Source organism: Bifidobacterium sp. KRGSERBCFTRI (assembly GCF_025908335.1).
In genome coordinates this window covers 201,971-226,375 of sequence record NZ_CP109653.1, presented here as the reverse complement: position 1 = coordinate 226,375, position 24,405 = coordinate 201,971, and the positions used below count along the sequence as shown (strand labels likewise).

16 protein-coding genes and 1 other RNA gene are annotated in these 24,405 nt (G+C 61.3%); 4 read left to right on the top strand and 13 right to left on the bottom strand.

Going from position 1 to position 24,405, the window contains the following annotated elements:
- Window positions 1–393: 393 nt before the first annotated feature.
- Complete coding sequence (locus OGI63_RS00935; RefSeq protein ID WP_004219295.1) at window positions 394–1,812, bottom strand: MFS transporter; 1,419 nt, start codon at window positions 1,810–1,812, stop codon at window positions 394–396.
- A gap of 406 nt (window positions 1,813–2,218) precedes the next feature.
- Between OGI63_RS00935 and OGI63_RS00930 the strand changes: the two genes are divergently transcribed.
- The 3 genes from OGI63_RS00930 to OGI63_RS00920 all read left to right on the top strand — a co-directional run bounded on the left by OGI63_RS00930 (window position 2,219) and on the right by OGI63_RS00920 (window position 5,138).
- Window positions 2,219–2,878 carry a histidine phosphatase family protein gene (locus OGI63_RS00930; RefSeq protein WP_004219297.1) on the top strand — a complete coding sequence of 220 codons (660 nt, stop codon included), beginning with the start codon at window positions 2,219–2,221 and terminating at the stop codon, window positions 2,876–2,878.
- 532 nt (window positions 2,879–3,410) lie between these two features.
- Window positions 3,411–4,355, top strand: a complete 945-nt coding sequence (locus OGI63_RS00925) for a hypothetical protein (protein WP_004219298.1) — start codon at window positions 3,411–3,413, stop codon at window positions 4,353–4,355.
- 225 nt (window positions 4,356–4,580) lie between these two features.
- Window positions 4,581–5,138 (top strand): GtrA family protein, encoded by a 558-nt coding sequence (locus OGI63_RS00920; RefSeq protein WP_004219299.1) that lies wholly within the window; start codon window positions 4,581–4,583, stop codon window positions 5,136–5,138.
- Between the two features lie 17 nt (window positions 5,139–5,155).
- Here OGI63_RS00920 and OGI63_RS00915 read toward each other — a convergent pair whose 3' ends face one another.
- Window positions 5,156–6,178, bottom strand: a complete 1,023-nt coding sequence (locus OGI63_RS00915) for a DUF559 domain-containing protein (protein ID WP_004219300.1) — start codon at window positions 6,176–6,178, stop codon at window positions 5,156–5,158.
- Window positions 6,179–6,766: 588 nt separating this feature from the next.
- Between OGI63_RS00915 and OGI63_RS00910 the strand changes: the two genes are divergently transcribed.
- Window positions 6,767–7,114 (top strand): phenylpyruvate tautomerase MIF-related protein, encoded by a 348-nt coding sequence (locus OGI63_RS00910; RefSeq protein WP_004219301.1) that lies wholly within the window; start codon window positions 6,767–6,769, stop codon window positions 7,112–7,114.
- A 114-nt stretch (window positions 7,115–7,228) separates the two neighbouring features.
- On the opposite strand, the gene OGI63_RS00905 is transcribed toward OGI63_RS00910, so the two are convergent.
- From OGI63_RS00905 to OGI63_RS00855, 11 genes are all read right to left on the bottom strand, one after another.
- Window positions 7,229–8,746 (bottom strand): formate--tetrahydrofolate ligase, encoded by a 1,518-nt coding sequence (locus OGI63_RS00905; protein ID WP_004219302.1) that lies wholly within the window; start codon window positions 8,744–8,746, stop codon window positions 7,229–7,231.
- A gap of 106 nt (window positions 8,747–8,852) precedes the next feature.
- Window positions 8,853–10,022: an ATP-binding protein gene (locus OGI63_RS00900; RefSeq protein WP_004219303.1), complete on the bottom strand. Its 1,170-nt coding sequence runs from the start codon at window positions 10,020–10,022 to the stop codon at window positions 8,853–8,855.
- Window positions 10,023–10,372: 350 nt separating this feature from the next.
- Complete coding sequence (locus OGI63_RS00895; protein WP_004219304.1) at window positions 10,373–11,998, bottom strand: C69 family dipeptidase; 1,626 nt, start codon at window positions 11,996–11,998, stop codon at window positions 10,373–10,375.
- Window positions 11,999–12,517: 519 nt separating this feature from the next.
- On the bottom strand, window positions 12,518–14,131 hold the full coding sequence (locus OGI63_RS00890) for a C69 family dipeptidase (RefSeq protein ID WP_004219305.1): 1,614 nt from the start codon (window positions 14,129–14,131) through the stop codon (window positions 12,518–12,520).
- 672 nt (window positions 14,132–14,803) lie between these two features.
- The gene (locus OGI63_RS00885) at window positions 14,804–15,508 is read right to left on the bottom strand and encodes a YbhB/YbcL family Raf kinase inhibitor-like protein (protein WP_004219306.1); all 705 of its coding nucleotides are present in this window, start codon (window positions 15,506–15,508) and stop codon (window positions 14,804–14,806) included.
- Between the two features lie 22 nt (window positions 15,509–15,530).
- Window positions 15,531–16,823: a DNA polymerase III subunit delta' gene (locus OGI63_RS00880; protein ID WP_004219307.1), complete on the bottom strand. Its 1,293-nt coding sequence runs from the start codon at window positions 16,821–16,823 to the stop codon at window positions 15,531–15,533.
- 5 nt (window positions 16,824–16,828) lie between these two features.
- Window positions 16,829–17,449, bottom strand: a complete 621-nt coding sequence (gene tmk, locus OGI63_RS00875; protein WP_004219308.1) for a dTMP kinase — start codon at window positions 17,447–17,449, stop codon at window positions 16,829–16,831.
- A gap of 683 nt (window positions 17,450–18,132) precedes the next feature.
- Window positions 18,133–21,093, bottom strand: coding sequence for a type I DNA topoisomerase (gene topA / locus OGI63_RS00870; RefSeq protein WP_004219309.1), 2,961 nt, complete (start codon window positions 21,091–21,093; stop codon window positions 18,133–18,135).
- A 344-nt stretch (window positions 21,094–21,437) separates the two neighbouring features.
- Window positions 21,438–22,658 carry a phosphatase PAP2 family protein gene (locus OGI63_RS00865; protein WP_004219310.1) on the bottom strand — a complete coding sequence of 407 codons (1,221 nt, stop codon included), beginning with the start codon at window positions 22,656–22,658 and terminating at the stop codon, window positions 21,438–21,440.
- Window positions 22,659–22,706: 48 nt separating this feature from the next.
- Window positions 22,707–22,803: signal recognition particle sRNA small type (gene ffs / locus OGI63_RS00860), an RNA gene on the bottom strand.
- A gap of 249 nt (window positions 22,804–23,052) precedes the next feature.
- Window positions 23,053–24,195: an inositol-3-phosphate synthase gene (locus OGI63_RS00855; RefSeq protein ID WP_004219311.1), complete on the bottom strand. Its 1,143-nt coding sequence runs from the start codon at window positions 24,193–24,195 to the stop codon at window positions 23,053–23,055.
- Between the last annotated feature and the right edge of the window lie 210 nt (window positions 24,196–24,405).

Genomic DNA, 24,405 nt, shown 5'->3' with positions numbered 1-24,405 from the left:
GCTTTTATCGAGGATGCCGATTAGCTGCCGCTATCTGCTGCAGGCCATCTGCTACGGGCCAAACTAACCCTTACGGGCTAAGATTCCCCTTACAGGCTAGGATTTCCTGTTACGGGCCATCCCCCAAATCCGCTACGTCCCCAAATCTGTTACGGGCTACCCTAATCTGTTACGGGCTACCCTAATCTGTTACGGGATGTTTTCTTTCTTTAGAAATGAATTTCAAATTACACAAAATCCAACAAACTAAGGTCTTCTGTCTCATCAAATGAACACAAATCATATGATTGCAAACATTTTCGCACAACTCTACTCGGGCCGTGGCATCCCGTAAGAAATAATGACATCCCGTAAGGCACATCTTGACCCGTAAGGGGAATTGTAGCCCGTAAGCTACGCGGAGATCTCGGTGAGCACCGGGGTCTCGGTGCTCGTCTTGATCTGCTTGAAGCCGAGCAGCGCAATCGCCAGCGACACGAACGCAAGCGCCGTCACCACTGCAAAACCGCCGTGGGAACCGGCGCGGTCGATGAATACGCCGGCGACCGCCGAACCGGCCGAAGCGCCGATCGAGTTCATTGCGCCCATCCACGCCATGCCCTCGGTGAAGCGGGTCTGCGGCACGAGATGCAGCATGAGCTGGTTGCCGTTGATCCACGTCGGCGACTGGCATACGCCAATAATGAGGTAAATCACCATGATCACCCACAGGTGGCGTGCGAACAGGAACGAGCCGATGCCAATGTTCAACACCGCGAGGCACACGTAGAAGCGCTTCCACAGCGGGATCGTCCAGTTTTTCGCGCCGTACAGCAGCGCGCCGGTGAGCGACGAGATCGAGAAGCAGGCGAACACGAATCCGGTGTACTGCTTCATGTTCGCCTCCGTGGCGAAGGCGATGATCGAAATACCGGCCGCCGACTGGAACGCGCCGAGCCCGAACCACGTCGCGCACACGGCGATGAGACCCGGACCCCAAATGGAGTCCTTGATGCCGCTCATCGACCGCTCGTACGCCGCCTTGCCCGCGGCCTCCACCTCGGCGTCGGACAGGCCCTGCGACTTCGCGTGCACGCGGGCGTCTTCGGCGGCGGTCTGCGCGCGCAGCTCCTTCGCCTTCTCCGCCTCGCGCTCACGGAATTCCTTGCGCGAGACCCCGGCTTCGCGGGCGAGGTCAGACTGGCTCGGCGGGCACGTGGTCATCTCCGTGAGGAACATGAGCGCGCCGATCAGCACGCAGATTCCAGTGAACGACATCGCCAGAAATCCCGAGATCACAGCCAACGTGGACGCGAGCGGATTGCCCACCACCCACATCGCCTCGTCGAACACGCCCGACAGCGAGAGCGCGCGGTTGACGCCGGCGCGATCGTTGCCCATCAGGTACGTCCAGCGCGCGCGGCTCATGGCGCCCCACGGCGGCACGGCGGCGAAGAACGGCACGATGCAGAACAGGATCCACGGCGTCACTTGCGCGCGCACGCAGGTGACGAACGAGACGGCGGCGAGCATCCAGATCACGATCGTGGGGATTGACACCTGTCGCTGCCCGAATCGGTCGACGAGCGTGCCGAGCAGCGGCCCCACCACGGCGCCGGCAATCGCCTGCACTGCGGTGAGCGCGCCCGCGAGCGAGTAATTTCCGTAATATTGCTGGGTCATGATCGTCATCGTCATGCCCACCATCGGGAACGGCATGCACGCAATCACCGATCCCACCGTGAACCTCGCCGCATGCGGGATTCTCAACAACTCCGCGTACCCGCCGAAAATACGGTGGTTCACGTCTTTCACACCTTGCAGTAACGACATGTGCCGCTCCTTTCTGCTCACTACCACTCCCGACTGCGCCGCTTTGCGTCGCGGCCCGCTATGTTTCGCCGGGATTTTCCTGTTTTCAGATTCCGTCCGCCCTTATATTCCGTTACGGGATGTCAAATCGGTTACGGGCTACATTTCCCGCTACGGGCTATGCCACCCCTTACGGGCTAGGCTCTTTCGTTACGGGATGTCTGTGCGCTGCGAATCTGAAATTATATGCCGCCGCCCAGCAACACCGCGTCACGTATGCGCTGTTTTGGCAAACATGGCTACACTACAGAGGGGTACCATCGCGACACGCGGTACATTGGTAGCAGCGACAAAGTTTTTCCATAATGATTTCGCGCGGCCGAACACCGCATGCGAACGTGTGACCTATGCAAGCGAGGAGCCCGGAATGCCAGCCACCACCATCAACTTCGTACGTCACGGCAAGGTGTACAACCCAGACCATTTGCTGTACGAACGCCTCCCGGACTTCCACCTCTCCGAGCGCGGGCGACGCATGGCGCAGGCGACCGGCAGGTATATCGCACAGAGTCCGCAGCTGAACACGGCTGTGGCGGTCTACTCGTCGCCGCTCGACCGCACGCGCGAGACGGCGAACGAGATTCTGCTCGAACTCAACAAGGTGCGGGCCGAGCGCGGGCAGGAGGCACTCGGTCTGCTCACCGACGAGCGGATCATCGAAGCGGGCAACGAATTCCGCGGCACGCGCATCGGGCATGGCGAGGGCGCACTGTGGAAGCCGCGGAATCTCAAGCTCGTGCGCAATCTGTGGACGCCAAGTTGGGGCGAGAGCTACCGCTCGATCGCCGCTCGCGTGCAGGATTTCGCACTCGAAAAGGTGCACGAATACCCGGGTGAGCAGATTGTGGTCGTCACGCACGAGTCGCCGATCTGGTCGTACCGTCACATGCTCGAGACCGGCCACCCCGAGCACAACATGCTGCTGCGCAAGACCGCGCTGGCGTCCGTCACCTCGATCACCTACGATTCCGAGACCGGCAAGGTCCTCTCGATCACCTACGCCGACCCCGCGAAACACATCGACTAATACCACGGGCTGCCTCAGCCCCCAGCCATCATCATCTCTTACGGGATGCCACTCCTACGGGAGGCCATCAACCCTTACAGGATGCCACCAACCCTTACGGGATGTCATCATCCCCCGATGCCATCATCCCTCGGAGACCACCCTCCTTCTTACGGGATGTCACCAACCCTTACGGGATGTTTTCTTTCGCAAAGAAAATATAATAGGGCGGCTAAAATCTCTCAACCAAGAACAATTTTCTACGATTTCAGAACACCAACGATAGTTTCGTCAACATTTTCGAACAACCTTACTTGAGCGATGACATCCCGTAAGAGATTGCGACATCCCGTAAGAGATTGCGACATCCCGTAAGAGTTGAAGGCGCCCCGTAGGCAACGGTGACGTCCCACAGGCATGAATCCGAAGAATCTGTAAGCAAGAATGCCGCCCGCATCGCACGCTATCAACTATCATTACTGAAGCGGAGCAGCGCACGCGCGAACGAACGCCGCCCAACATGAGAACTTCGTGAGGAATAAGGAGCATACACATGACGTTCAACGATGAACACGCCGTCGAGCAGGTCGCATCGCTGCCCGCAATGAAGACCGCCGTGCGCAGCGGCACCGACCTCACCGAGCTGTGGCCGCTCACCACCGCCGAGCGCATGGATAACGACGCAAAGTACGCGGAGAATCTGCAGGTGCGGCTCACGCTCACAATGGCGCGCGTGCTCGTCGGCACCACGGAGGTCACGCTCCCCGACGCCGAATTCGTATACGAGGGCGCGGATGCGATTCCGGGTCGCCCCCAGGAAGTCGTCGACGCGCTTCTCGCTGCCAATGACGCCTATGAGCAGCTCAATCCGTACTCAGATTCGCATGATTTCAGTCTTCTGTTCGAGGCCGCCGAGACGCTGACTGCCGGCTGGAGCGAGGCGACGCAAAAACAGCTCGGCGAGATCCTCGATGACTGCACTGCATATATTCATGACACCGATCAGAAGCGCGTCACCGGGCTCGACCACCGCTTCGCCGTGGTGCTGGTCACGTTCGCGCAGATGCTCCGCGTGCTGCGTTCACAGATCATCGCCAATCTCGGCTCCGATTCGCCACACACCGGCGGCGCCTCCTCCGACCGCGTGCGCCATCTCGAGCGCGTCGCGCTCCCGCTGCTCCCGTTCATCAATGAATTCGCCGAAACGCTGGGCGTGCCGCGCATCTGCGTGACCGCCGACCAATGGCACGGTCTGCTCGCCGCATTCGCCACGCCGAATGGCGATGACGACTCCGCAGATTCCGCCCGCGTACTCGCCGAATCCCTACTCCCGCTTGCCGCGGCGGAGTGGCGCAAGCACCGCGAAGACATTCTGTGGGACCCGGCCGAGGCCAAGCGCGCCGCTAAGGAGGAGGACGAGCGCAAGAACAAGGAGGCCCTCGCCGCCAAGTTCGCGCATATCAAAGACGATCCGTCCAAGCCCGAAGTCGAGCTCTGACCCCGCCCGCTGACCGCCCCTCCTTCATTCTGCGTAATTTGGGACAAAACCCCGCCCCGATCTGTCCCAAATTACGCAGATGGGCGCTGGCCCTTCCCTCTCCCATACCCACATCCCGGAAGCCTCCCCAACCTGCGACGCCCCACAAACCACTGCCAACCGTCGCACCTCACCCGCGCATCACGCTCCAAGCAAGCTTTCAGCCGCTCTGAGTACAATCGTCCCGTGCGCAAACTCATTGAACAGATCCTCAAATTCGGCGTGGTCGGCGCCATCGCCTTCATCATCGACTGGGGCATTCTCAATCTGCTCGTCGGCGTATTCCACATGCATAACGTGATCGCCGGCACCATTTCGTTCTTCATCTCGCTGGTGTTCAACTATTTCGCGAGTATGAAATACGTGTTCAAGCACCGCCCCGACATGGCGCGCTGGATGGAGATGGCCATCTTCCTGTTCTCCTCGCTCGTCGGGCTCTTCCTCAACGCGCTGATTATCTGGCTTTCCACCTACGGCATGAACCGCGACGCGTTCATCACCCAGCATGCCGAGTATCTGCTGCGCACGAACATGGGCAAGCTCGTCGCCACGGTGATTGTGGCAATCTGGAACTTCATCATTCGCAAGTGGCTGCTCGACGACACGCACACGAACGCTATGAACCGACTGCGTCGCAAGGGCAACGTGCTTTCCGAGGAGGAGCTTGAGGCGAAGTGGGAGAAGAGTTTCTCGCACCGCCTGGGCATGTGGAGCATCGAGCACACGCCCAAAGGCTGGGAGTAGCTCTCAAGCGGCGGCACTTAAGCCACTTCTCGCTTACCCATTCCCCGCTTTCTCCTCCATTTACGTGGGCGCACTGGTTTTCCGCTAACCACCATCGCCAATTCCTCTGTCGTGTACCCGTCGGCGAATACTGGCATGGGCTCGTGAGTGCGCTCCTCGATTCTCGCCGCGATTCTGTAGGCGCACGCCAACTGCGCTTCTGGCGTCGCCACGTCGGCCCTCGTCACGACAATTATTGCCCACCCCAATTCCGCCAGCTTATTTCTTCGCAGATTATCTTCCTCCCAGCTTTCCTCATGCTGCTTGCCGTCGTATTCAATGGCGATTTTCCACTGCGGATATGCCATATCAAGTCTCGCCGTATGTCCGTTTTCCAGATTGACTACATAGTTGATTTTCGGTTCCGGCAATCCGTGCTTCATGAGTACATCTATTCGCACTATGCTTTCCTGTGGCGATTCGACTCGCTGGCGCATGAGTTCTATCGCCAACCTGCATTCTCCGATTCCTCTTGGCGCCCGTTTTCTGCTGTGTGAAGGGTCGGCCGTCCATTGTTCCACTTCCTCGATGTAGCTGATGAAATCTTCTAACTCGTAATGCAGACCTAATTCGCTCAGGCGATTGTTGGGGCCGAGAATAGCGTCGCCCAACGCCACGAGGTAGTCCAGACTGACGAATCGGGCCATCATGAACCATGTACATACCGGATCGGTGCAGTAGATGCCAGGAGACACTTCGACTCGGTGAATCGGGACGTTCATGGTGTAATAGGCGACGCCGTACCGGTGTTTTTCCGCATACCGCATCCCCCTTGAATCGGCAATGATTTGCAGATACCTGTCTTTTTCCCAACGACTGTATGCCGCTCGAAGCCATGGCGTGGTGATGCCCAGCAGCTCCAAAGCCGTGAGCAGTCCGAAGGTCGCGTCCATCTTGCGTTCGTTCAGGAAGGCGCTGCACCGTCCGCTCATGCGTATCTGAGTCTGCTCTACATCGGCCATCATACCGTGCGGTTTTTTGTTGATTTCGTTGGTAATCATGCATCCAGCCAATCACGGTAGGAGTCGCATGTACACCATTGCGGGCCATTGTGGTCGGAGAACAGCGTGTCGGTAAACGATGTGGATAACCTTATCCCTCCTTATCCACATGTGGACGACGTACACTACACTTCCCTAATCCCTACCTCTTCATCCTTTTTCCCTCCCTTTTCCCTCTTCTTCCCCTCTTCTTCTCCTTACGGGATGTCGTCAACTCTTACGGGATGTCACGCCCAAAGTATCAACCCCCAAAAAACCTTGGAAATCAATCACCAATCGATTGCTCTAGGGAGCTGATATCCAAAAACTGACATCCCGTAAGAGTTGACGACATCCCGTAAGCTATTTCAGAGTAAATAGGCCATACATCTAGAGCCCTCTCTACAGCCCGTTCTCCGCAGCACACCCCTTACACCGCACCTCCAACCCTCTACTTAGCACCTCCACTCCTCCTACGCAGCACCCCAACCCCCTACGCAGCCAAACTCCCGGCGCATCTGGAACGTTCAGGGCCAAAAATCCAAACGCCACACTCGATCTTGCCTACACTAGAAGCGATAGCAACGATAACTCAAAGAAGGAGCACCAATGCCAGTCATTCACACGCATGTTTCCGTCCCCACCACCGCCGAGCAGCGCGACGCGCTCAAGACCGCGTTCGGCCAGGCCATCCCCGCCGTCCCCGGCAAGTCCGAGGGCTGGCTCATGTGCCTGTTCGAAAGTGATGTCCCGATGTACTTCGGCGGCACGAACGACGCCCCGGCCGCCTATGTCGAGGTGAACGTCTTCGGCAGCTCGGTCCCGAAGTCTGCGTGGCAGAAGCTCACGCCCGCGATCATGGACGCGCTGCAAGACACCTTGCAGATCCCCGCCGACCGCACCTACATCCGCTACACCGCCACCCCGGACTGGGGCTGGAACGGCGGCAATTTCTAAAGTCCCGCCCTGCAAACGCAGAAAGCCCCAGGCAAGTCTACTTGAGACCTGACATCCCGTAATGGATGGCGACATCCCGTAAGAGTTGGTGACATCCCGTAAGGGATTTGCTGCTCAGACGATCTTCGGCATCGGGGTGGTCAGGCTCGTCGTCAGGTTCACCTGCACGAGACCGGCACCCGAATGCACCTCCACCTTCTTGAGTGTCACGGTGCGCTCGTCGGCGGGGGCGGCGTCGTTGTCGGTCATCGTGGCCGGCGACTTCACGGCCACCAGCGCGAGATCGGCGAAGTCGATGCCGGCATCGGCGCACAGGCGCTCCGCCTCGGCCTCGGACTCGGCGAAACCAGCCTTGTCAATCACGCGGTCTGCCGGCACACCGTACGCATTGCCGCACACGAACTCGATCTTCTCGCGCAGCGACTCGCCCTTGAAGCTCTTCGGCCGCTCGGGCAGCGCCTCGTCGGAAACCGCCTCGACGAACGCGTCGAGCTGCGGTGCGAGCGCCTCGCCGCCATCGCGGAACAGATTGCCCACAATCGGGTCGCGGAAGCCAAGTTCCTCCGCAGTCTCGCGCAAGGCCGGAATCTGGTCATCCTCGCCCTCCCACAGATTAATAAGCGGGAAGGTGGGGATGCCGAGCTTCTCCAAGCGATCGACATGGAACGGGTAGCGCCACTGCAGGGCAGGATCGTCGCGCCAGGTGGTCGCGCGGGTGACCACAACCGCGGCACTCGGCCACTGCGCGCCATATTCACGGCATGCGATGTCGAGCCACTTCTGCGCGCCGGCGTCGGCACCGTAGCCGGCCTCGACGATCACCACGTCGTGCAGCGCGCACGCCATCTCAACGGAAACAAGCGTAGGAATGCCAATGGAGACGTTCGCGAACGGGCCGCCGTGCACGTACACCGGCGAGCCGTTCACGGTCTCGGTTTTCGCGGGCTTCACGGCGTCGGTGAGAATGTTCGTGATGCGCCACAAGTCAATGAATTCGCCGAAGGTCACGGGCTTGCCGTCCTTCGTGCCGGCAATCATATGCGCCACGCGGTCTGCGATCTCCTCCATGGAGCGCGACAGCACGACGATCTGCATGAGCTCGCAGGTCGGCGTGAGCACCACGCGCTCGGGAACATTGCCCTTGCCGCGGTCCACGGTAATCTGGCGCAGCGAGCGCGACGGCACTTCGGAGACGCGCGGCACGAGCACCGTGTCGAGCAAGCCGTCGTCAATAGCCTTCTCGGCGAAGGACACGAGCAGATTCTGCGCGGCCTCGATCGACCCCATCTCGCCGCACAGACCCCAGTCGATGAGCTCGGGATGCGTGAGCGACGCCTTGCCGCCGCCGGAGGCACCGCCCTTCGAACCGGCTGCGGTGATGCCCATGCTCGGCTGGCGAAGAACGGCGGCCGCATCGATGCCACGCTCGTTGAGCGCGTCGATGAGCGCGATCGTCGTCGTGGTCTTGCCCTCGCCACGTGATGCCTTGAGCGGGGTATCCGCCGTCACGAGCACCACCTTGCCCTGCTTGCGCGGTGCGTCGGGGTTGTTCTTCAGGGAGTCGAGGTAACCGAAAGCGTCGATCTTGTCTACCAATCCGTAAGGCTTGGTGAAGTTCTCGATAAGCGTCACTACACGTTCCTTTCTGCGGGATTTGCTGCCCTTTCAACATATCAGCACGGCATGGCGCACGAGGCGAGCGTGTCACTGTGCGAACGCGGCGGCACTGCGCTGGGTGTCACCTCACCAATCTGCCGATGTCACGCAAGCCAATTACCGTGCCGTGCCGTGTGGGAATCGTCTCCTCGCCGCCATACACCACGAAACGGCGCTCCGTGGGCACACCCATCGCCTCTGCGATGTCATCCAGCGTTTCGAAATACTTCGGACGGTACGTGGCCGACGATTTGATCTCGATCACGAAATAGGGATTCCCCCCACGCTCAATAATGAGGTCGACCTCTTTTTGGCCGCTGTCACGCCAATAATAGAGTTTCGGCTCCTTCCCCTGCGCCTGGTATTGCTTGACTATTTCGAGCACAACCGCGTTCTCGAACAACGCCCCGCGACACTGGCTCGCGAACAGCTGGTCCGCGCTCTCAATGCCAAGCAGATTCGCCGCCAAACCGGTGTCATAGAAATACAGTTTCGCAGATTTCACCAGTCGTTTGCCATAGTTGCGGTAGTACGGCTGCAGTTGGAAAGCGATGAAGCTCGCGTTGAGTATGGAAAGCCAGTTGCGAATGGTGGCGCTGTCCACATCGGCTTCGTCGGCAAGGTGAGACACGTTCATCACCTCACCTATACGAAGTGCGGCGAGCGTAAGGAATCTGTTGAAGGAGTCTATTTTCTTCACGCCGAGCTCAGCACGCACATCGCGGTCAATGTATGTGGCGACATAGCCGGGGTAGAAATCTGCCGGCGTAGCCAACGAGGAGTAAAGACGCGGGTATCCGCCACGGAATACGAACTCGTCGTTGGACGGGGTTTCGCCAGCGTGCGTCAGCTCCGTGTAAGAAAGCGGAAGCAGATGCAGAATGGCCACACGACCCGCCAGGGACTGTGAGATGCTATTGAGCAGCAGGAAGTTCTGCGATCCGGAAAGAATGAACTGCCCGGGCTCATTGCGCTCGTCCATTACGCGTTGCATGTACGAGAAGAGCTCAGGCACGCGCTGTACCTCGTCGAGAATCACATGGTTCGAGTAACGCTGCAGGAAGCTGCGCGGGTCGTCGTGCGCCAATTCACGCATATCGATGTCTTCCAAGGAAACGTAGTCGTAGTCGGGAAAGGCTTCCCGCACCAATGTCGACTTCCCGCTTTGCCTCGGACCAGTGAGCGTCACCGCAGGGTAGGCTCGGGCTCGTTCGAGCAGCATCGGCTCCAGTTCACGTGGAATCAACGGCATGTCAACCTCCCGGCGCCCACTCAGCAATTTACACGAATCATATTCGGCAATATGCATACAGTATACTCGGCAATTTGCATGATGACTACTCGGCAATCTGCACGAATCGCATTTCCCTTGTGCATGAATCTGCTTTGGTGTGACGTTTTTTGCTTTGGTGTGACGGTCGGCCGAGCTGCCCGCATTCCGAAATGGCGGAATTCCGCCATTCGCAGTTCGGCTCTCTGGAAGGCACCGTCACACCAAAGCGGAAAGCGCCACACCAAAGCGTTCTCCGGGGCCGCTCGCCTCCCAACCTCACGACTGCCGTGGGGTTGGGAGGCGAGCGGGAGGGATGGCGCAGGAGAGGATCAGTTGTCGGACATCGCGAAGTGGTTCTTCATCGCGAGGCTCGACGTGAACAGCGCGGAGTCGAGCAGCTTCTCGGTCTCCTTCTTGAGTTTGCGCGCCAAATCGTCGTTCGCCGTGGCCAGCACCTCGCGCACCTCCGGGTTGCGCACGGCGGTGATGATCTCATCCGGGCTCATCGGCTGCACGTCTTCCACGAGCTCGTCTTCGGCGAACTCGGCGTTGGCCTCGCGCTCACGGGACGCGGCCTCGAGCACGGCTGTGCCGCCCAATCTATTCACCTGCTCGTCGGCAGCACGCACCATGGCATGGCCAAGCGCGCCGACTTTCTGCTGGTAGGTCTCCACGGCGTTCGCGGTCTCGGCGAACTGCGCGTCGCACAGCACGCCGATCAATCTGTTCGCCCAGTAGAAATTCTCGGAGGTCACGCGCGTGGTCGTGTCGCGCAGGTAGGCGGGCGTGTCGTCGACGTTCGGGAAGAACGGGACCATCGCGTTGAACGGATTCGAACCATAGGCAAGCCACTGCACCGCGCGGTTGACCTGCGGGCGGTACGGGCGAATCTGCATGACGGCCAGATGATTCGTGCGATTGATGCCGATCGGGCGGAAGCGCGTGCGCGACGCCGCGTCACCGAGCGAACCGTACGGGTCGAACGGGGTCTCCTGGTAGTGTGAGCTCAGAATGTACTTCACATCTTCCATCGAGATCTTGCGGTCGGGCTGACGGCACCACGGAATGTCGTCGGAATTCGGCTTGTGGTCGGCGTCCGGGCCGTCCCACACCTCGTCGAACGGATTGAAATAGCGCTGCATATACCACGCGCGCGGCGTGTTGTACACATGGTCGGAGTCGGAGTGCGAGCCGAACGCGTCGCGCGGCGAGAACGGCATGGACCCCTCCACCGCGAGATCGAGATGATTCCGCTCGATGAAGTCGCGCATGTCGGCACTGCACATGTAGTTGACCTGCTCGCCGATGCCGTCTTCGACGTCGAACTCGTCAATGCCGAGCTGATTCGGCATCGTCACGTAGCAGTCATCTGGCACGCGGCGTGCGATCCAGTGGTGGCCGCCTACTGTCTCGAGCCACCAGATCTCGTTCGCATCGCTGAATGCGACGCCGTTCATCTCGTACGTGCCATACTCCTCGAGCAGCGCGCCCAGGCGTGCGACGCCCTCGCGCGCGGTCTTGACATACGGCAGCACGATGGTGAGGAAGTCCTCCTCGCCAATGCCGCCGGCGACCTCAGGCTCGTAGTCCGCGTCGCCCGGCTTGCCTTGCGCTGGCACATACTCGACGAGCGGGTCGGCACCGAGCACGCGCTCGTTCGTCGTGAGCGTCTCGGTGGCGCTCATCGCCACGTTCGCTTCGTTCACGCCGGCTTCGCCCCAGATCCCCTGCTTGCGGTCCGCGTTCGGCACACTCGAATATTGCAGCGGATCATCGGGCAGCTCGATCTGCACATGCGAGATCACCGCGCGGTAATTGCGCGGCTGGTCCTGCGGCTTCACAATGATGAACTGCTTCGGGTCGAATTCGCCGTTGCAGCTGTCTTCATTGCGCGCGATGATCGTCGACCCGTCGTAACTCGCGTCTCTGCCTACTAGCAGTGTGGTGCAGCCCATGATTCTCCTCAGCTCGTCTGTTGTTTTTCGAACATTGTAGAAGTTTACAGATTCTCCACACATGCACCACCCATGATGCGATATGCGAAGTTCATATGCTGAGATTGTCGCAGTTCCTCGGCGATTCGTCAGCCCCGCATTCTCACCCCCGGCTCTCTAGGGCATTTTTGAGGCCCCAGCTTCTCTTAACCCCTCCCCGGCCTTTCTTAACCCTCCCCGGCCTCTCTTAACCCCTTACGGGATGTCGTTATTTCTTACGGGATGTCTTGCCCCAAGTAGACCTGTGTGAAAATGTTCGCAATGACGTTATTTTTGTCGTAATGCACCGAGCCGCATGCGCCATTTTGATAGATTTTGAGCATTTTAATATATTACGAGAGAAAGAAAACATCCCGTAGGGAATAAAGACATCCCGTAAGGAATAAGAATATGGAATAGTGAGAAGGAATAAGAAACAGCCCAGCCTTTGATGCCGGAAAGAGGCCATAGGTTGGGCTGGATTGTTGGGAGCAGACCGATTTAGAAGTCGGCCATGCTGAAGGCGTCCTTCATGTTCACGCTCGTGGCCTGCAGGCACTGGGCGAGAATCGTCTGGGTCTGGGCCTTGAGCTGCTTGGCCATGTTCTCGTTGGCGGCGGCCAGCACCTCGCGGGTCTTCTCATCGCGCGTGGCCTTCACCACGTCTGCGGGCTTCATCGGCTCCACGTCGGCGGGCAGCGCCTCCTGCTCGTCCTCGCGTTCGCGGGCGGCGGCGTCGCGCGTGTCTTTGCCACCGAGACGGGCGAGCTGCTCGTCGGTGGCGAAGACCATCTGATGCCCAAGCGCGGCAACGGTCTGCTTGTAGTGGGCGATCGGCTCGGCGGTGCCGGAGTAATCCGAGTCACCCAGCACGGCGAGGAATCTGCTCGCCCAGTAATAACTGTCGAGCGTGACCTCCGGCGTCGTGTTGCTCACGTAGTCCGGCATCGCGTCGACGTTCGCGAAGAACGGCACGGTGGCATTGAACGGGGTGGCGGCGAACGTGATCCAGTGGATTGCGCGATCGGCTTGTGGAGCGTACGGGCGAATCTGCATGATCGAGCGTTCGCAGGTGCGGTTGATGCCGGCAGGACGATACAGGTGACGGGTCGCCTCGGTGCCGAGCTTGCCGTACGGGTCGAACTTCGTGCCCTGGTAGTGCATGGCGAGCGCGTAGTCGACGTCTTCGATCGTAATCTTGTGGTCGGGCTGGCGGCACCACGGAATGTCGTCGCTGGATGGCGTCAGGTCAGCGTCCGGGCCCTCCCACGTCTCGTCGAGCGGATTGAAGTAGCGCTCGATCATCCACGCGCGCGGTGTGTTGTACACATGGTCCATGTCGGAGTGCGAGCCGAACGCGTCGCGCGGGTCGAACTGGCCTTCGAGCGCATAGTCGACGTCGAGGTGATGCATGCGCATGAATTCGCGCAGATCGGCGGAGCACATGTAGTCGCGCTGCTCGCCGAACGCATCTTCGAAATCGAACTCGTCGATGCCCAGGCGGTTCGGATTCACCACGTAGCAGTCATCCGGCACGCGGCGCGCGATCCAATGATGACCGCCCACCGTCTCGATCCACCACACCTCATGCGAATCGGAGAAGCCAATGCCGTTGCTTTCGTACGTGCCATATTCCTCGAGCAGCGAGCCCAAGCGCTCCACGCCCTCGCGAGCGGTGTGAATGTACGGCAGCACGATTGTGACGAGATCCTCCTCGCCAATGCCGCCGGCCACTGCGGGCACGTAATTCGCGTCGCCGGGCTTGCCGATCGCCGGCGTGTACGGCACGAGCGGGTCTGCGCCGAGCGCGCGCGCGTTCGACGTGATCGTCTCGGTGGCCGTCATCGCCACGTTCGCCTCGTTGATACCGGCCTCGCCCCACACGCCGTCGCTCGTGAACGAATTCGGGGTCTCGGAATACTGCAGCGGATCGTCGGGCAGCTCGATCGTCAGGTGACCGTTCACGCTTGTGTAGGTGCGCGGCTGGTCTTCAGGCCGCACGATGATGAGCTTCTTGTTGTTGAACGAGCCGGGCTCGTCGTCTTCATTGCGCGCGATGATCGTCGACCCGTCATAACTCGCGCCGCGGCCCACCAGAATTGTAGTGCATGCCATTTTGCTTCCTCGATTTCACGAATTGGTTTCTCTTCGCTCCTTTAGTGTTCTACCGCGCTTTGCCGCGCACCGGCAGTGCTGGGCGGCCAATTATTCCGTAGGTGGATATGTGGGCGAATATGCGGGCGCCTATGTGGTTTGCAGATCGCCCCATTCACGGCCTGTTATACGGAAGACTCCGTGAAACGAACCACTGCACGACATATCTGCGGCCCGTTTTACGGAAGCTTCCGTGAAATATGCCGCAGATTGCCCTCCCCGCGGTCTGTTACGCGGAAGGTTCCGAAAGCTGGGCCGCAAATCGCCCCCTCCGCGGTCAATCGCGCGGATGCTTCCGCAAGACATGCCGCCAGGCAGCACTTCTGCGGTCGATTACACGGAAGGTTCCGAAAGATACGCCACAGATTGACTCCCCCATGGCCTGGCATACGGAAGCATCCGTAAGGCGGACCGCCAATCAGCTAATCTGCGGTCAGTCATACGGAAGCATCCGAAAAACGAACCGCGGAATGCCACTCCCGCGTACCGTTACACGGAAGCTTCCGAAAGAACGACCAAGAAACTGACCCACCGCGGCACAGCATACGGAAAACTCCGCAAAACAGACCGCAGAGGGACCTCACTGCGGCATAACGCACGGATGCTTCCGAAAAACGGACTGCGAGGCAGAGCTCAGCACTTGCCGATCAGCGTGATGCCGCCGCCGTCGACGACCTGCGAATGCTCGAGGCCGTGCAGCATCTCGTTGAGCCAGAAGCCCTGTTCGAGTCCGGCGATCGGCGAGGTGGTGCCCCAGATCTGCAGTACATAACCGTGGTCCTTGTCCGGTGGCTGCGGGCCGGTGTAGTGTGCGACGAGCTGCAGATTCCGCTGATCCTGCCCGTACAGCGGCGACGCCTGCGAATTGCGGCCCTGCACGGCCTCCGGGATCATCGCGGTGACGCGGCGCGAGAAATCCGGCGGAATCTGCAAGGCGTGCGCGTCGGACGGGTCGAACATGAGCGCGGCGACCGGCAGATTCGCCATGGTCCAGTGGATCCATTCGAATCCGCATACCGGAATGGAATCCGGGTCGCTGAATTCCCAGTGCAAATACTTGGCGGCCGGGTTGAGATGGTCGATGTAGAACGGGAACGAGACGCAGGGCACGCCGTCCACGCGCGCGTCATCGGGCGCGTTCTTGGCATACTGTTCGGGGATGGTGTTGAAATCTGCGGAAACTAACATAGTTCCAGTATCGCGCACCGTGTCGCCCGTGCGTTTCTTGTTCACGCCGAGCACGCGCGCATTGAACGGCAGTTTGCGCAGACATTTCCGCGTAAACTGCCATTTCCAGATTACAGATTGGCGGTTTCCACGGAAGCCTCCGAACGCCATGCCATTCCCATAACGCAGTACGCTAGCGACGTTCGGGAAGCAGCGCGCAGAACAGCGCTTCGATGTCGAGCAGCGCATTGCCGTTGCCCGCGATGCGCCGGCGTGCGGTGGAGATGGCGTCCATGCGCGCGAGGGTCTGCTCGCGGGTGAGCTGCGCGGACAGCTCGGCTATGGCGTCGCGGTTCTCGATGTTGATGAGCCCCACCGACCCCTCGGCGTCGTTCTGAAACACGGCGACGTCGCGGTAGATGCTGGCGATCGTGGTGAACGCGCGGTCGAGCACATCGCGGGTCATGCGCGTGGCATGCCGCTTGATGTCGTCTTTCTTGGCGAGCGCGGTGTATGCGCGGCGAAGATCGGCGGGAACCGTCTCGTCGGGCGAGAGTCCGTTGAGTTTGCGAAACTCCGCCTGCCGCTCCCCAGCCGCCTGCTCGGCGCGTTCGTTCGCCTGCTCCTGCGCGGACCCATACAGTTCGCCCGCGAAGACGACCGCCTGCGATGCGCGGGTCATCTTCAGCACGTTGTTCACAAGCTGGTCGCGCGAGCGCAGCACGCTCGGGTATCGCGCGTAAAGCCGCGCGATGTCGAGATTCCCCTCGCACAGCCGCGCAATGCGCACTGCCGTTTCATGTGAAACAGGGCGCGGTTCGGGAGCGGGAGCCGGCTTGGGCGCCTTCGCGGATTTGCCGGAGCGCGCCGCCTTCGCGCCAGCCCGGCCGCCGACCGCCTTCGCCCGCGCGCGCTCGCGCTTCGTCGGGTCTTCGAGCACGCGCACCTCGCGTTCCAGCCAGGTCGCGATCTCGTCGGCCACCGGCACGCCAAGCGTGACGAGCCGCGTGCGCGAGCGGATCGTGGGCAGCACATCCTGCGCGCTCGGCGCACACAGCAGCCAGATCGTGTGCGCGGAGGGCTCCTCGATCTCCTTGAGCAGCACGTTCGTCGTGCGCTCGAGCATGCGTTCGGTGTTCTCGATGATGATGATTCGCCAAGGCGCGGTGCTCGGCATCTGCTCGCTGAGCGTGACCAGATCACGCACCTCGTCGATGCCGATCGTCACCTTGTCGGTGGAGAGTGTGACGACGTCGGGGAAGCGGTCTGCGAGAATCTGCGAGGTGATCTTCGTCGGCAGCTCGCCCTCGCCGTGGTCGGGGCTCTCCAACGCGGCGGCGAACGCGCGCGCGACCTGCATGGTGCCCGAGCCGGCCGGCCCGCAGATCAGCCACGACTGCGCCACGCCGCGCCCGTCACCCTCGGCGACGCGCCTGAGTTCCTCGACAACCTTCGGCTGCCCTACGATTGCATCCCACACACTCATAGGTGTTACTCAAGCAGATTCGCGACGTCGTCGCAAATCAGCGCGGCGATTTCCCCCACGGACTGCTGTGCGTCGATCACGCAGAAGCGTTGCGGCTGCACGGCCGCGAGCTCGAGGAACGCCGTGCGCGTGCGCTGCTGGAAGTCGTCGCCGGCGGATTCCATGCGGTCTTCGGCGTGCTCGAGGCGCGTGTGCGAGGCGCGCGGGTCGATGTCGAGCAAGTAGGTGCGCGCGGGCAGCAGATTGTTCGTGGCCCACATGCTTAAGGTTCGAATGTCGTCGGCGGTGAGCTCGCGGCCACCGGACTGGTAGGCGAGCGAGGAGTCGAGGTAACGGTCGGTGATGACGACGGCACCGCGCTCGAGTGCCGGGCGGATGACCTCGCTCACGTGCTGGGCGCGGTCGGCGGCGAACAGCAGCGCCTCGGTGCGCGGGGAGATCTCCTCGTCGGGATTCGTGGTGAGCAGCATGGCGCGGATCTGCGTGCCGAGCGCGGTGCCGCCCGGCTCGCGCGTGACAACCACCTCGCGGCCGAGCGCACGCAGATAGTCCGCGAGCAGATTCACCTGCGTCGTCTTGCCGGCGCCGTCCACGCCTTCGAACGAAATGAACAGTCCTGCGCCCATCGCCTCTCCCTATCTAACGCTGGCATCTGCCACGCTGGTGCCTGCTTATTTTGATACCTGCTACCCTGATAGCTGCTACGGGCCAGACTATCCGTTACGGGCTACCACCGCCCTTACGGGCCAGCAATTTGCTTACGGGCCGGCAGTTTCTGTTACGGGCTAGGGAAAATGAGCGGGGTACGCCCGTATCGGTTACACAAAACCGCCATTGTTCAACAGTCTATATCCCAAATAGAGAGGTTGGCCCTAGCCCGTAACAGAAACTGCCGGCCCGTAAGAGACATCTTGGCCCGTAAGGGGTGTCCTAGCCCGCAGCAGGCTGGCCCGTAACAAGCTGGCCCGTAACAGGGAGAGACATCCCGTAGCAGTTGGTGACATCCCGTAGCAGCTGACGACATCCCGTAAGAGATAACAGTGCGTACGGGATGTCACCAACTCTTACGGGATGTCGTCAATGCTTACGGGATGTCACGGCCAAAGTATTCGAGGCATCAAACCTTGGAAAATGGCCATTGCTCTTGTCGTTCAAAGGGTAAGGGGTCAAAAAACTGACATCCCGTAAGAGTTGACGACATCCCGTAAGGATTAAACTTCAGACGACACCGGCGCAAAGGATGCGTCAGGGTTGCCGACATCCCGTAAGGAATAAATGCGCCATCCCCACGGGCCAGGGACGCCTATGGCTACTTGGCTGGGACGACGGGCGGCCGCTTGAAGCCTTCGTTCGCCTCCAAATACTCCACGTCGGCCTTCACCGTGGCGGCCGAGGAGCCGATCTCCTTCGCGATGCGCGTGTTCGCCCAGCCCTGCTCGGCCAGCTCGCGCACCTGCTTGCGGCGCCTGTCGCGGGCTGTCTCAGTGGCGGACTTCTTCGGCGCGGACTTCCTGCCCTTCGCCGTGCCCTTCCCCGTCGATTTCGCGCTGGCCTTGCCCTTGCGGCCACGCCTCTTGCTCGGCCCGGCGGCGCGCTTCTCGGCGAGCAGGCGGAACGCGTCCTCGGCGGAGATGGTCTTCGGATCGTACTGCTTGGGCAGCGAGCGGTTCGTCTCGCCGTCGGTGATGTACGCGCCGTAGAATCCTTCCTTGATGCTCACCTCGCGCTTCGACTCCGGGTCGGGCCCGAGCGTGCGCAGCGGCGGCTTCGCGGCACCGCGCCCACGACCGTACTTCGGCTGCGCGAACAATGCCTGCGCATGGGTCTCGTCAACGGTGAAGATCGCATCTTCAGACTCGAGCGAACGCGTTTCCGAAGCGCCGCCGTCCGCGCGCGTCTTCGTCAGGTACGGGCCGTAGCGGCCGTTGCTCGCGCTGATCGTGACCGAGACCGTCTCACCGGTCTTCGCATCCACCTCGTCATACGTGCACACGGTGCGCGGCAGGCTCAGCAGACGCAGCGCGTCGTCGAGCGTGACCGTCTCCGGCTTCATGCTCTTGAACAGCGACGCCATCTTCGGCTTCGGCTCCGCGGCCTTCTTCTTGCCGGTCGGGGCGCTTTCGTGTGCAGATTCCGGCGCCACCAACGCCACATACGGACCGAATCTGCCGTTGCGCACCTCAACGGTGCCTCCGGTGGCCGGATCGGTGCCCAGCACACGCGGACCGCCCGCATTGCTGGCGATGAGCTTGCGTGCCTCGCCCACCGTGAGCTCGTCGGGGGCGATGGTGTCGGGAATCGAGGCGCGCTTCGGATTGCCTTCGGCGTCCAGATCCTTCGTGTCTTCCAAATATGGGCCATAGCGCCCCACGCGCACATGGATGCCGTCGCCGATCGGAATCGTGTTGATCTCACGGGCGTCGATCTCGCCGAGCTGCGCGACCTGACGTTGCAGGCCCTCATGTGCCTCGTCGGCCGAACGGGCAGAATCCGCGCCCGAACCGAAATAGAACTGGGTGAGCCATTCGCGACCGGTCTCATTGCCGTGCGCGATCTGGTCGAGACCGTTCTCCATATCTGCGGTGAACTGGTAGTCCACGTACTTGGGGAACTTCGTCTCGAGCAGCCTGGTCACGGCGAAGGCGAGCCAGCTGGGGATCAGCGCACGCCCGCGCTCGTACACATACCCGCGGTCGATGATCGTCGAGATGATGTTCGCGTACGTCGACGGACGGCCGATCTCCTTGGCCTCCAAGGTCTTCACAAGCGACGCTTCGGTGTAGCGTGCCGGCGGCTGCGTCTCATGGCCGTCTGCAAGCACGCTCTTCGCCGGCAGTTCGGCGCTCTCGGCGAGCGGCGGCAGCGACGCGCTCTCCTCGCCCTTCTTGCCCGAGCCGCCGCGCTCGCCGGTCACGCGCATGAAGCCGGGGAATTCGATCACCGTGCCCGACGACTGGAACGTCGCCTCGCCGAGTCCGCCCGCAGATGCCGCAAAGCGCGCGGTGGCGGTGGAACCGGTGGCATCGGCCATCTGCGAGGCGAGCGTGCGCTGCCAGATCAGCGTGTACAGCTTGAGCTGATCGGGCGGCAACGTGGCGAGCTGCGAGGGATCGCGGAAGTGCGAGCCGGCGGGGCGAATGCACTCGTGCGCCTCCTGCGCGCCCGCGGTCTTCGTCGCATACTGCTTGGGCTTTTCGGAAAGGTACTGTGAGCCGAAGTTCTTCGACACGCTCTCGCGCGCCGCTTCGATCGCCTCATGCGACAGCGTCACCGAGTCGGTGCGCATATAGGTGATGTACCCGTTCTCGTACAGACTCTGGGCCGCGCGCATCGTCTGCCGTGAGCTCATGCCGAGTCTGTTGCCGGCGGCCTGCTGCATGGTCGACGTGGTGAACGGCGGCTGCGGGCGCCTGCGATACGGCTTCTTCTCCACCGAGATCACGCGGAAGCGGGCGTCGGCGAGCGCGTCGGCAAGGTCACCGGCCTGCGATTCGCCCAGCTGCACCACGCCATCCGTGCGCGCGGCGTCGGTGAGCGTGCCGTCCGACTTGAAATCCTTGGACGTGGCCAGACGAGTGCCATTGAGCGCAATCATGCGCGATTCGAAATCGGTCGGCTCGCCGAGCGCGTCCGGGGCGCACAGCGTGGCGACGACATCCCAGTACGGCGCGCGCACGAACGCCATACGCTCGCGTTCGCGCTCCACAATGAGGCGCGTGGCCACCGACTGCACACGGCCGGCGGACAGGCCCGGCCCCACCTTGCGCCACAGCACCGGCGACAGCTCATAGCCGTACAGGCGGTCGAGCACGCGGCGGGTCTCCTGTGCGTCGACCATGTTGTTGTCCACTTCGCGCGTGTGTTCGAGCGACGCGCGGATCGCCTCCGGCGTGATCTCGTGGAACACCATGCGCTTGACCGGAACCTTCGGCTTGAGCGTCTGCACGAGATGCCATGCGATCGCCTCGCCTTCGCGATCCTCGTCGGTGGCGAGGTAGAGCTCGCTGGCATTGCGCAGCGCGGAACGCAGTTCGGAGACGGTCTTCTTCTTCTCCGGGCCGACTATATAGTACGGCTTGAACCCGTCGTTCACATCCACGCCGAACTTGCCGAACTTCGCCTTCTCGTCCGCCGGCACCTGGCTTGGCTGTGCGAGGTCGCGAATATGGCCCACCGACGCCAGAACGGTGTAGCCGTCCCCGAGATACCCGCCGATCTTCTTCGCCTTGGCGGGAGACTCCACTATGACGAGCTTGCTGCCGGTGGTCATGATCGCTCTCCTTACTTTCCCTGACGAGTCCACATACTACTCACGTTCCACACAACTTTTGCGCGCGGAGCGTGTTTTCGAGCTATTGCGCCCCATATGGCCCTCACACCTTCCCTCTGCTACGGGATGTTTTATTTCCTTTGGAATGAAAAGTAGATTATCAAAAATAACACATTTTGCTGATTACTAAGGGAATTAACAACAAAATTACTGTCATTTTCGAACAAGTCCACTTGAGTGCAGACATCCCGTAGCAGATAGTGACATCCCATAAGAGATGACGACATCCCGTAAGCAATAGGGGCGGTAGGGCGGCACGGCACAAGGACGGCGGCACCGCGCAATCAGCGGCGCGGAGGCGCGGGCGGGGCGCCGATCTGGCCCAGACGTGTGAGCGGCGACGCAGTGAGCTGGCGCACGGCCAGCACAGCGCCGACGACGAGCGCGTTCACCGCGATCACGAGCACGCCGGCGGACATGCACGCGCCGCCCGTCGACCAGGCGACGCCGTATTCGAGTCCGGGGAAAATCTGCCAGATGATGTAGCCGGCGTAGGCGAAACCGCAGATGCCGAGCGTGATGAGCACGGTTGAGGCAATCTGCACGCTGGCGGACGAGACGCGCTTGCCGGGGCGGTCCATGCCGCTCCTGCGCGTGAACAGCAACATGAGCATCGCGAGCGCGCCCACCAGGAACACGGCCATGAGCACGTCGCAGGGGCGGTGCCATTTGTCTGCGATCACAAAGACGCCCACGAGCATGGAGTAGGCGGCGGCGAACAGGGCGCAGGCGGCGCGCCACGCCCGGGGCACCGCGCAGACGAGCATGAGTCCGGCGGTGATGGCGAGCATCGTGTGTCCGCTGGGCGCGGAGTTCGCGGTGGACGAATGAATCTGCATAAGCAGTGGCCGAGGGAGTGCCGGTTTGAGCACGCGCGCGCAGGCGAAACTCACGGCGGCGAATGCGACGAGCTGGCCAGCGAGCCACCAACGGCGCCGCAACAGCGCGACGAACACGGCGATGGCGCCGAGCGAGATGCTCACGCTGATCACGACCACGGAATCGGTGAGTCCCAGATTATGCCTGAGCAGCCACTGCGGCGTGTAGTTCGCGAAATTGCCGATGACGAGGTCTTCATAGCCTTGGCCTTTGAGCGTGTGCACACCGAGCCGATACGAGCCGAACGCGAGCAGTGCGAACACGAGCGCGATCACCCCACACAGGATGCGGCTCGAGATGCGCGGGCGGACCATGAGCGGATCGACCTGCGTGAGCCCGGCTTCGATTTGGGCTTGCAGATCCTCCGGCGAATTCTTGGCCGTGCGCTCGCTTTCGCTTTCAGACAGCGGCACGAAGCCACGCGCGCGGGCGGCGTCAATCTGTGCGGCGATACGCGGGTCCTGGGTCTGCGAGTCCAGATTGTCTTCGCGCACTTCCGCACGCTCCTGCAGCACGCTCCACTGTGTGTCGTCTGCGGGAGTGGAGTGTGTGGGTGCGGATGGCGCGGGTGACGCGGAGTGCGGCGCGCGCTGTGCATTGGTGTTCGTCTCGTCGTGCTCGCTCATGCTATTCACGATACGTGCAGAACTGAACAGTGAGCAGATATGAGCGGATATGAAAAACCTCCGCGCACCCACCAGAGGCCACTTACCCTTGCTGCATTCCTGCCCTGGGGGGATTGGGTGACATAGTGCCACGCGGAGGCGTAAGCCAGTGTACACCACCCCTGCCCCAATGCCAACCCAACGTGTACGTCCGCACCCGTCTGCGTAAATCCGTCTGCGTAAATCCGTCTGCGTAAAAAGGGACAGATGGAGGCCCGCAGATGTCCCAAATTACGCAAAGGAGCGCAAAGGAGGAGGAGGAGAAGAAGAAGAAGAAGGAGAATTGTAGGGAAAACAAAAGGGTGACGCGTAGGCGTCACCCTTTCCACGGTTGCATAGGCCACAGGAAGCCGAATCAGGCCTTCCACACGTCCTTGCCGGCGGCCTTGGCGGCTGCGACATCGGCGTTGAGCTCCTCCTCGTTGGCTTCGACGTCGCCCTTGATGAAGGCTTCGACGAGCTGACGGGCCTCGGTGTCCTCATGCTGGACGGCCGGGGACTTCATGAAGTAGGAGGACGGCGCGAGCACCGGGCCGGCCAGACCGCGGTCGAGGGCGATCTTGGCGGCGCGCACGGCGTCGATCACGATGCCGGCGGAGTTCGGCGAATCCCACACCTGCAGCTTGTATTCGAGGCTCAGCGGGACATCGCCGAAGGTCGTGCCCTCGAGGCGCACGAATGCGAACTTGCGATCGTCGAGCCAGGCCACATAGTCGGACGGACCGATGTGCACGTTGTGCGGATCCATCTCATGGGGCACCACGGAGGTGACGGCGCGCGTCTTCGAGATCTTCTTGGACTCGAGGCGCGAACGCTGCAGCATGTTCATGAAGTCCATGTTGCCGCCCACATTGAGCTGGTAGGTGCGGTCGAGACGCACACCACGGTCTTCGAACAGGCGGGCGAGCACACGGTGCGTGATCGTGGCGCCGACCTGGCTCTTGATGTCGTCGCCGATGATCGGCACGCCGGCATCGCGGAACTTCTGGGCCCACTCAGGGTCGGAGGCGATGAACACGGGCAGGCAGTTGACGAAGGCCACGCCCGCATCCATGGCGGCCTGGGCGTAGGCCTTGTCGGCCTCCTCGGAACCCACCGGCAGGTAGGAGACGAGTACGTCGACCTTCTTGTCGCGCAGCACCTGGGCCACGTCCACCGGCTCCTCGTCGCTCTCGGTGATCATCTCGCGGTAGTATTCGCCGAGACCGTCGTGGGTCGGTCCACGCAGCACCTCGACGCCGAGGTTCGGGACATCCGCGAACTTGATCGTGTTGTTCTGCGAGGCGCCGATCGCTTCGGAGAGGTCCTTGCCAACCTTGTCGGCATCAACGTCGAAGGCGGTCACGAATTCGATGTCGCGAACGCGGTATCCGCCGAAATTGTTGTGCATGAGGCCGGGAATCTTGTCTTCGTCCTTGGTGTCCTTGTAATACTCGACACCCTGCACCAGTGACGAGGCGCAATTACCCACACCGGCAATAGCCACGCGAATGCTCATTGAAACGACTCCTCTAATAATCTGTGTTACTCGTGAGCGATTTTCCGCCTTTAAGCATACCTTCTTATCCCCACGATGCAATTCGAGAGATATATACCGAAGATAGTCGGCATGCTGGAAAACGTCGCCAAAGCTACGCTTTCGTAAGTTCGCGCTCAGATTACAGTTCCTCGCCAGCCAGACACCCGCCATGCAATCTGTTGCCCGGCC

Excerpts from the sequence above, each read along its gene's own strand:
- OGI63_RS00910 (WP_004219301.1), top strand. The coding sequence starts at position 6,767 with ATGCCAGTCATTCACACGCATGTTTCCGTCCCCACCACCGCCGAGCAG.
- OGI63_RS00930 (WP_004219297.1), top strand. The coding sequence starts at position 2,219 with ATGCCAGCCACCACCATCAACTTCGTACGTCACGGCAAGGTGTACAAC.
- OGI63_RS00895 (WP_004219304.1), bottom strand. The coding sequence starts at position 11,998 with ATGGGCTGCACCACACTGCTAGTAGGCAGAGACGCGAGTTACGACGGG.
- OGI63_RS00865 (WP_004219310.1), bottom strand. The coding sequence starts at position 22,658 with ATGAGCGAGCACGACGAGACGAACACCAATGCACAGCGCGCGCCGCAC.
- OGI63_RS00885 (WP_004219306.1), bottom strand. The coding sequence starts at position 15,508 with ATGGCGTTCGGAGGCTTCCGTGGAAACCGCCAATCTGTAATCTGGAAA.
- OGI63_RS00855 (WP_004219311.1), bottom strand. The coding sequence starts at position 24,195 with ATGAGCATTCGCGTGGCTATTGCCGGTGTGGGTAATTGCGCCTCGTCA.
- OGI63_RS00925 (WP_004219298.1), top strand. The coding sequence starts at position 3,411 with ATGACGTTCAACGATGAACACGCCGTCGAGCAGGTCGCATCGCTGCCC.
- topA (WP_004219309.1), bottom strand. The coding sequence starts at position 21,093 with ATGACCACCGGCAGCAAGCTCGTCATAGTGGAGTCTCCCGCCAAGGCG.
- OGI63_RS00900 (WP_004219303.1), bottom strand. The coding sequence starts at position 10,022 with ATGCCGTTGATTCCACGTGAACTGGAGCCGATGCTGCTCGAACGAGCC.
- OGI63_RS00880 (WP_004219307.1), bottom strand. The coding sequence starts at position 16,823 with ATGAGTGTGTGGGATGCAATCGTAGGGCAGCCGAAGGTTGTCGAGGAA.
- OGI63_RS00935 (WP_004219295.1), bottom strand. The coding sequence starts at position 1,812 with ATGTCGTTACTGCAAGGTGTGAAAGACGTGAACCACCGTATTTTCGGC.
- OGI63_RS00915 (WP_004219300.1), bottom strand. The coding sequence starts at position 6,178 with ATGATTACCAACGAAATCAACAAAAAACCGCACGGTATGATGGCCGAT.
- tmk (WP_004219308.1), bottom strand. The coding sequence starts at position 17,449 with ATGGGCGCAGGACTGTTCATTTCGTTCGAAGGCGTGGACGGCGCCGGC.
- OGI63_RS00890 (WP_004219305.1), bottom strand. The coding sequence starts at position 14,131 with ATGGCATGCACTACAATTCTGGTGGGCCGCGGCGCGAGTTATGACGGG.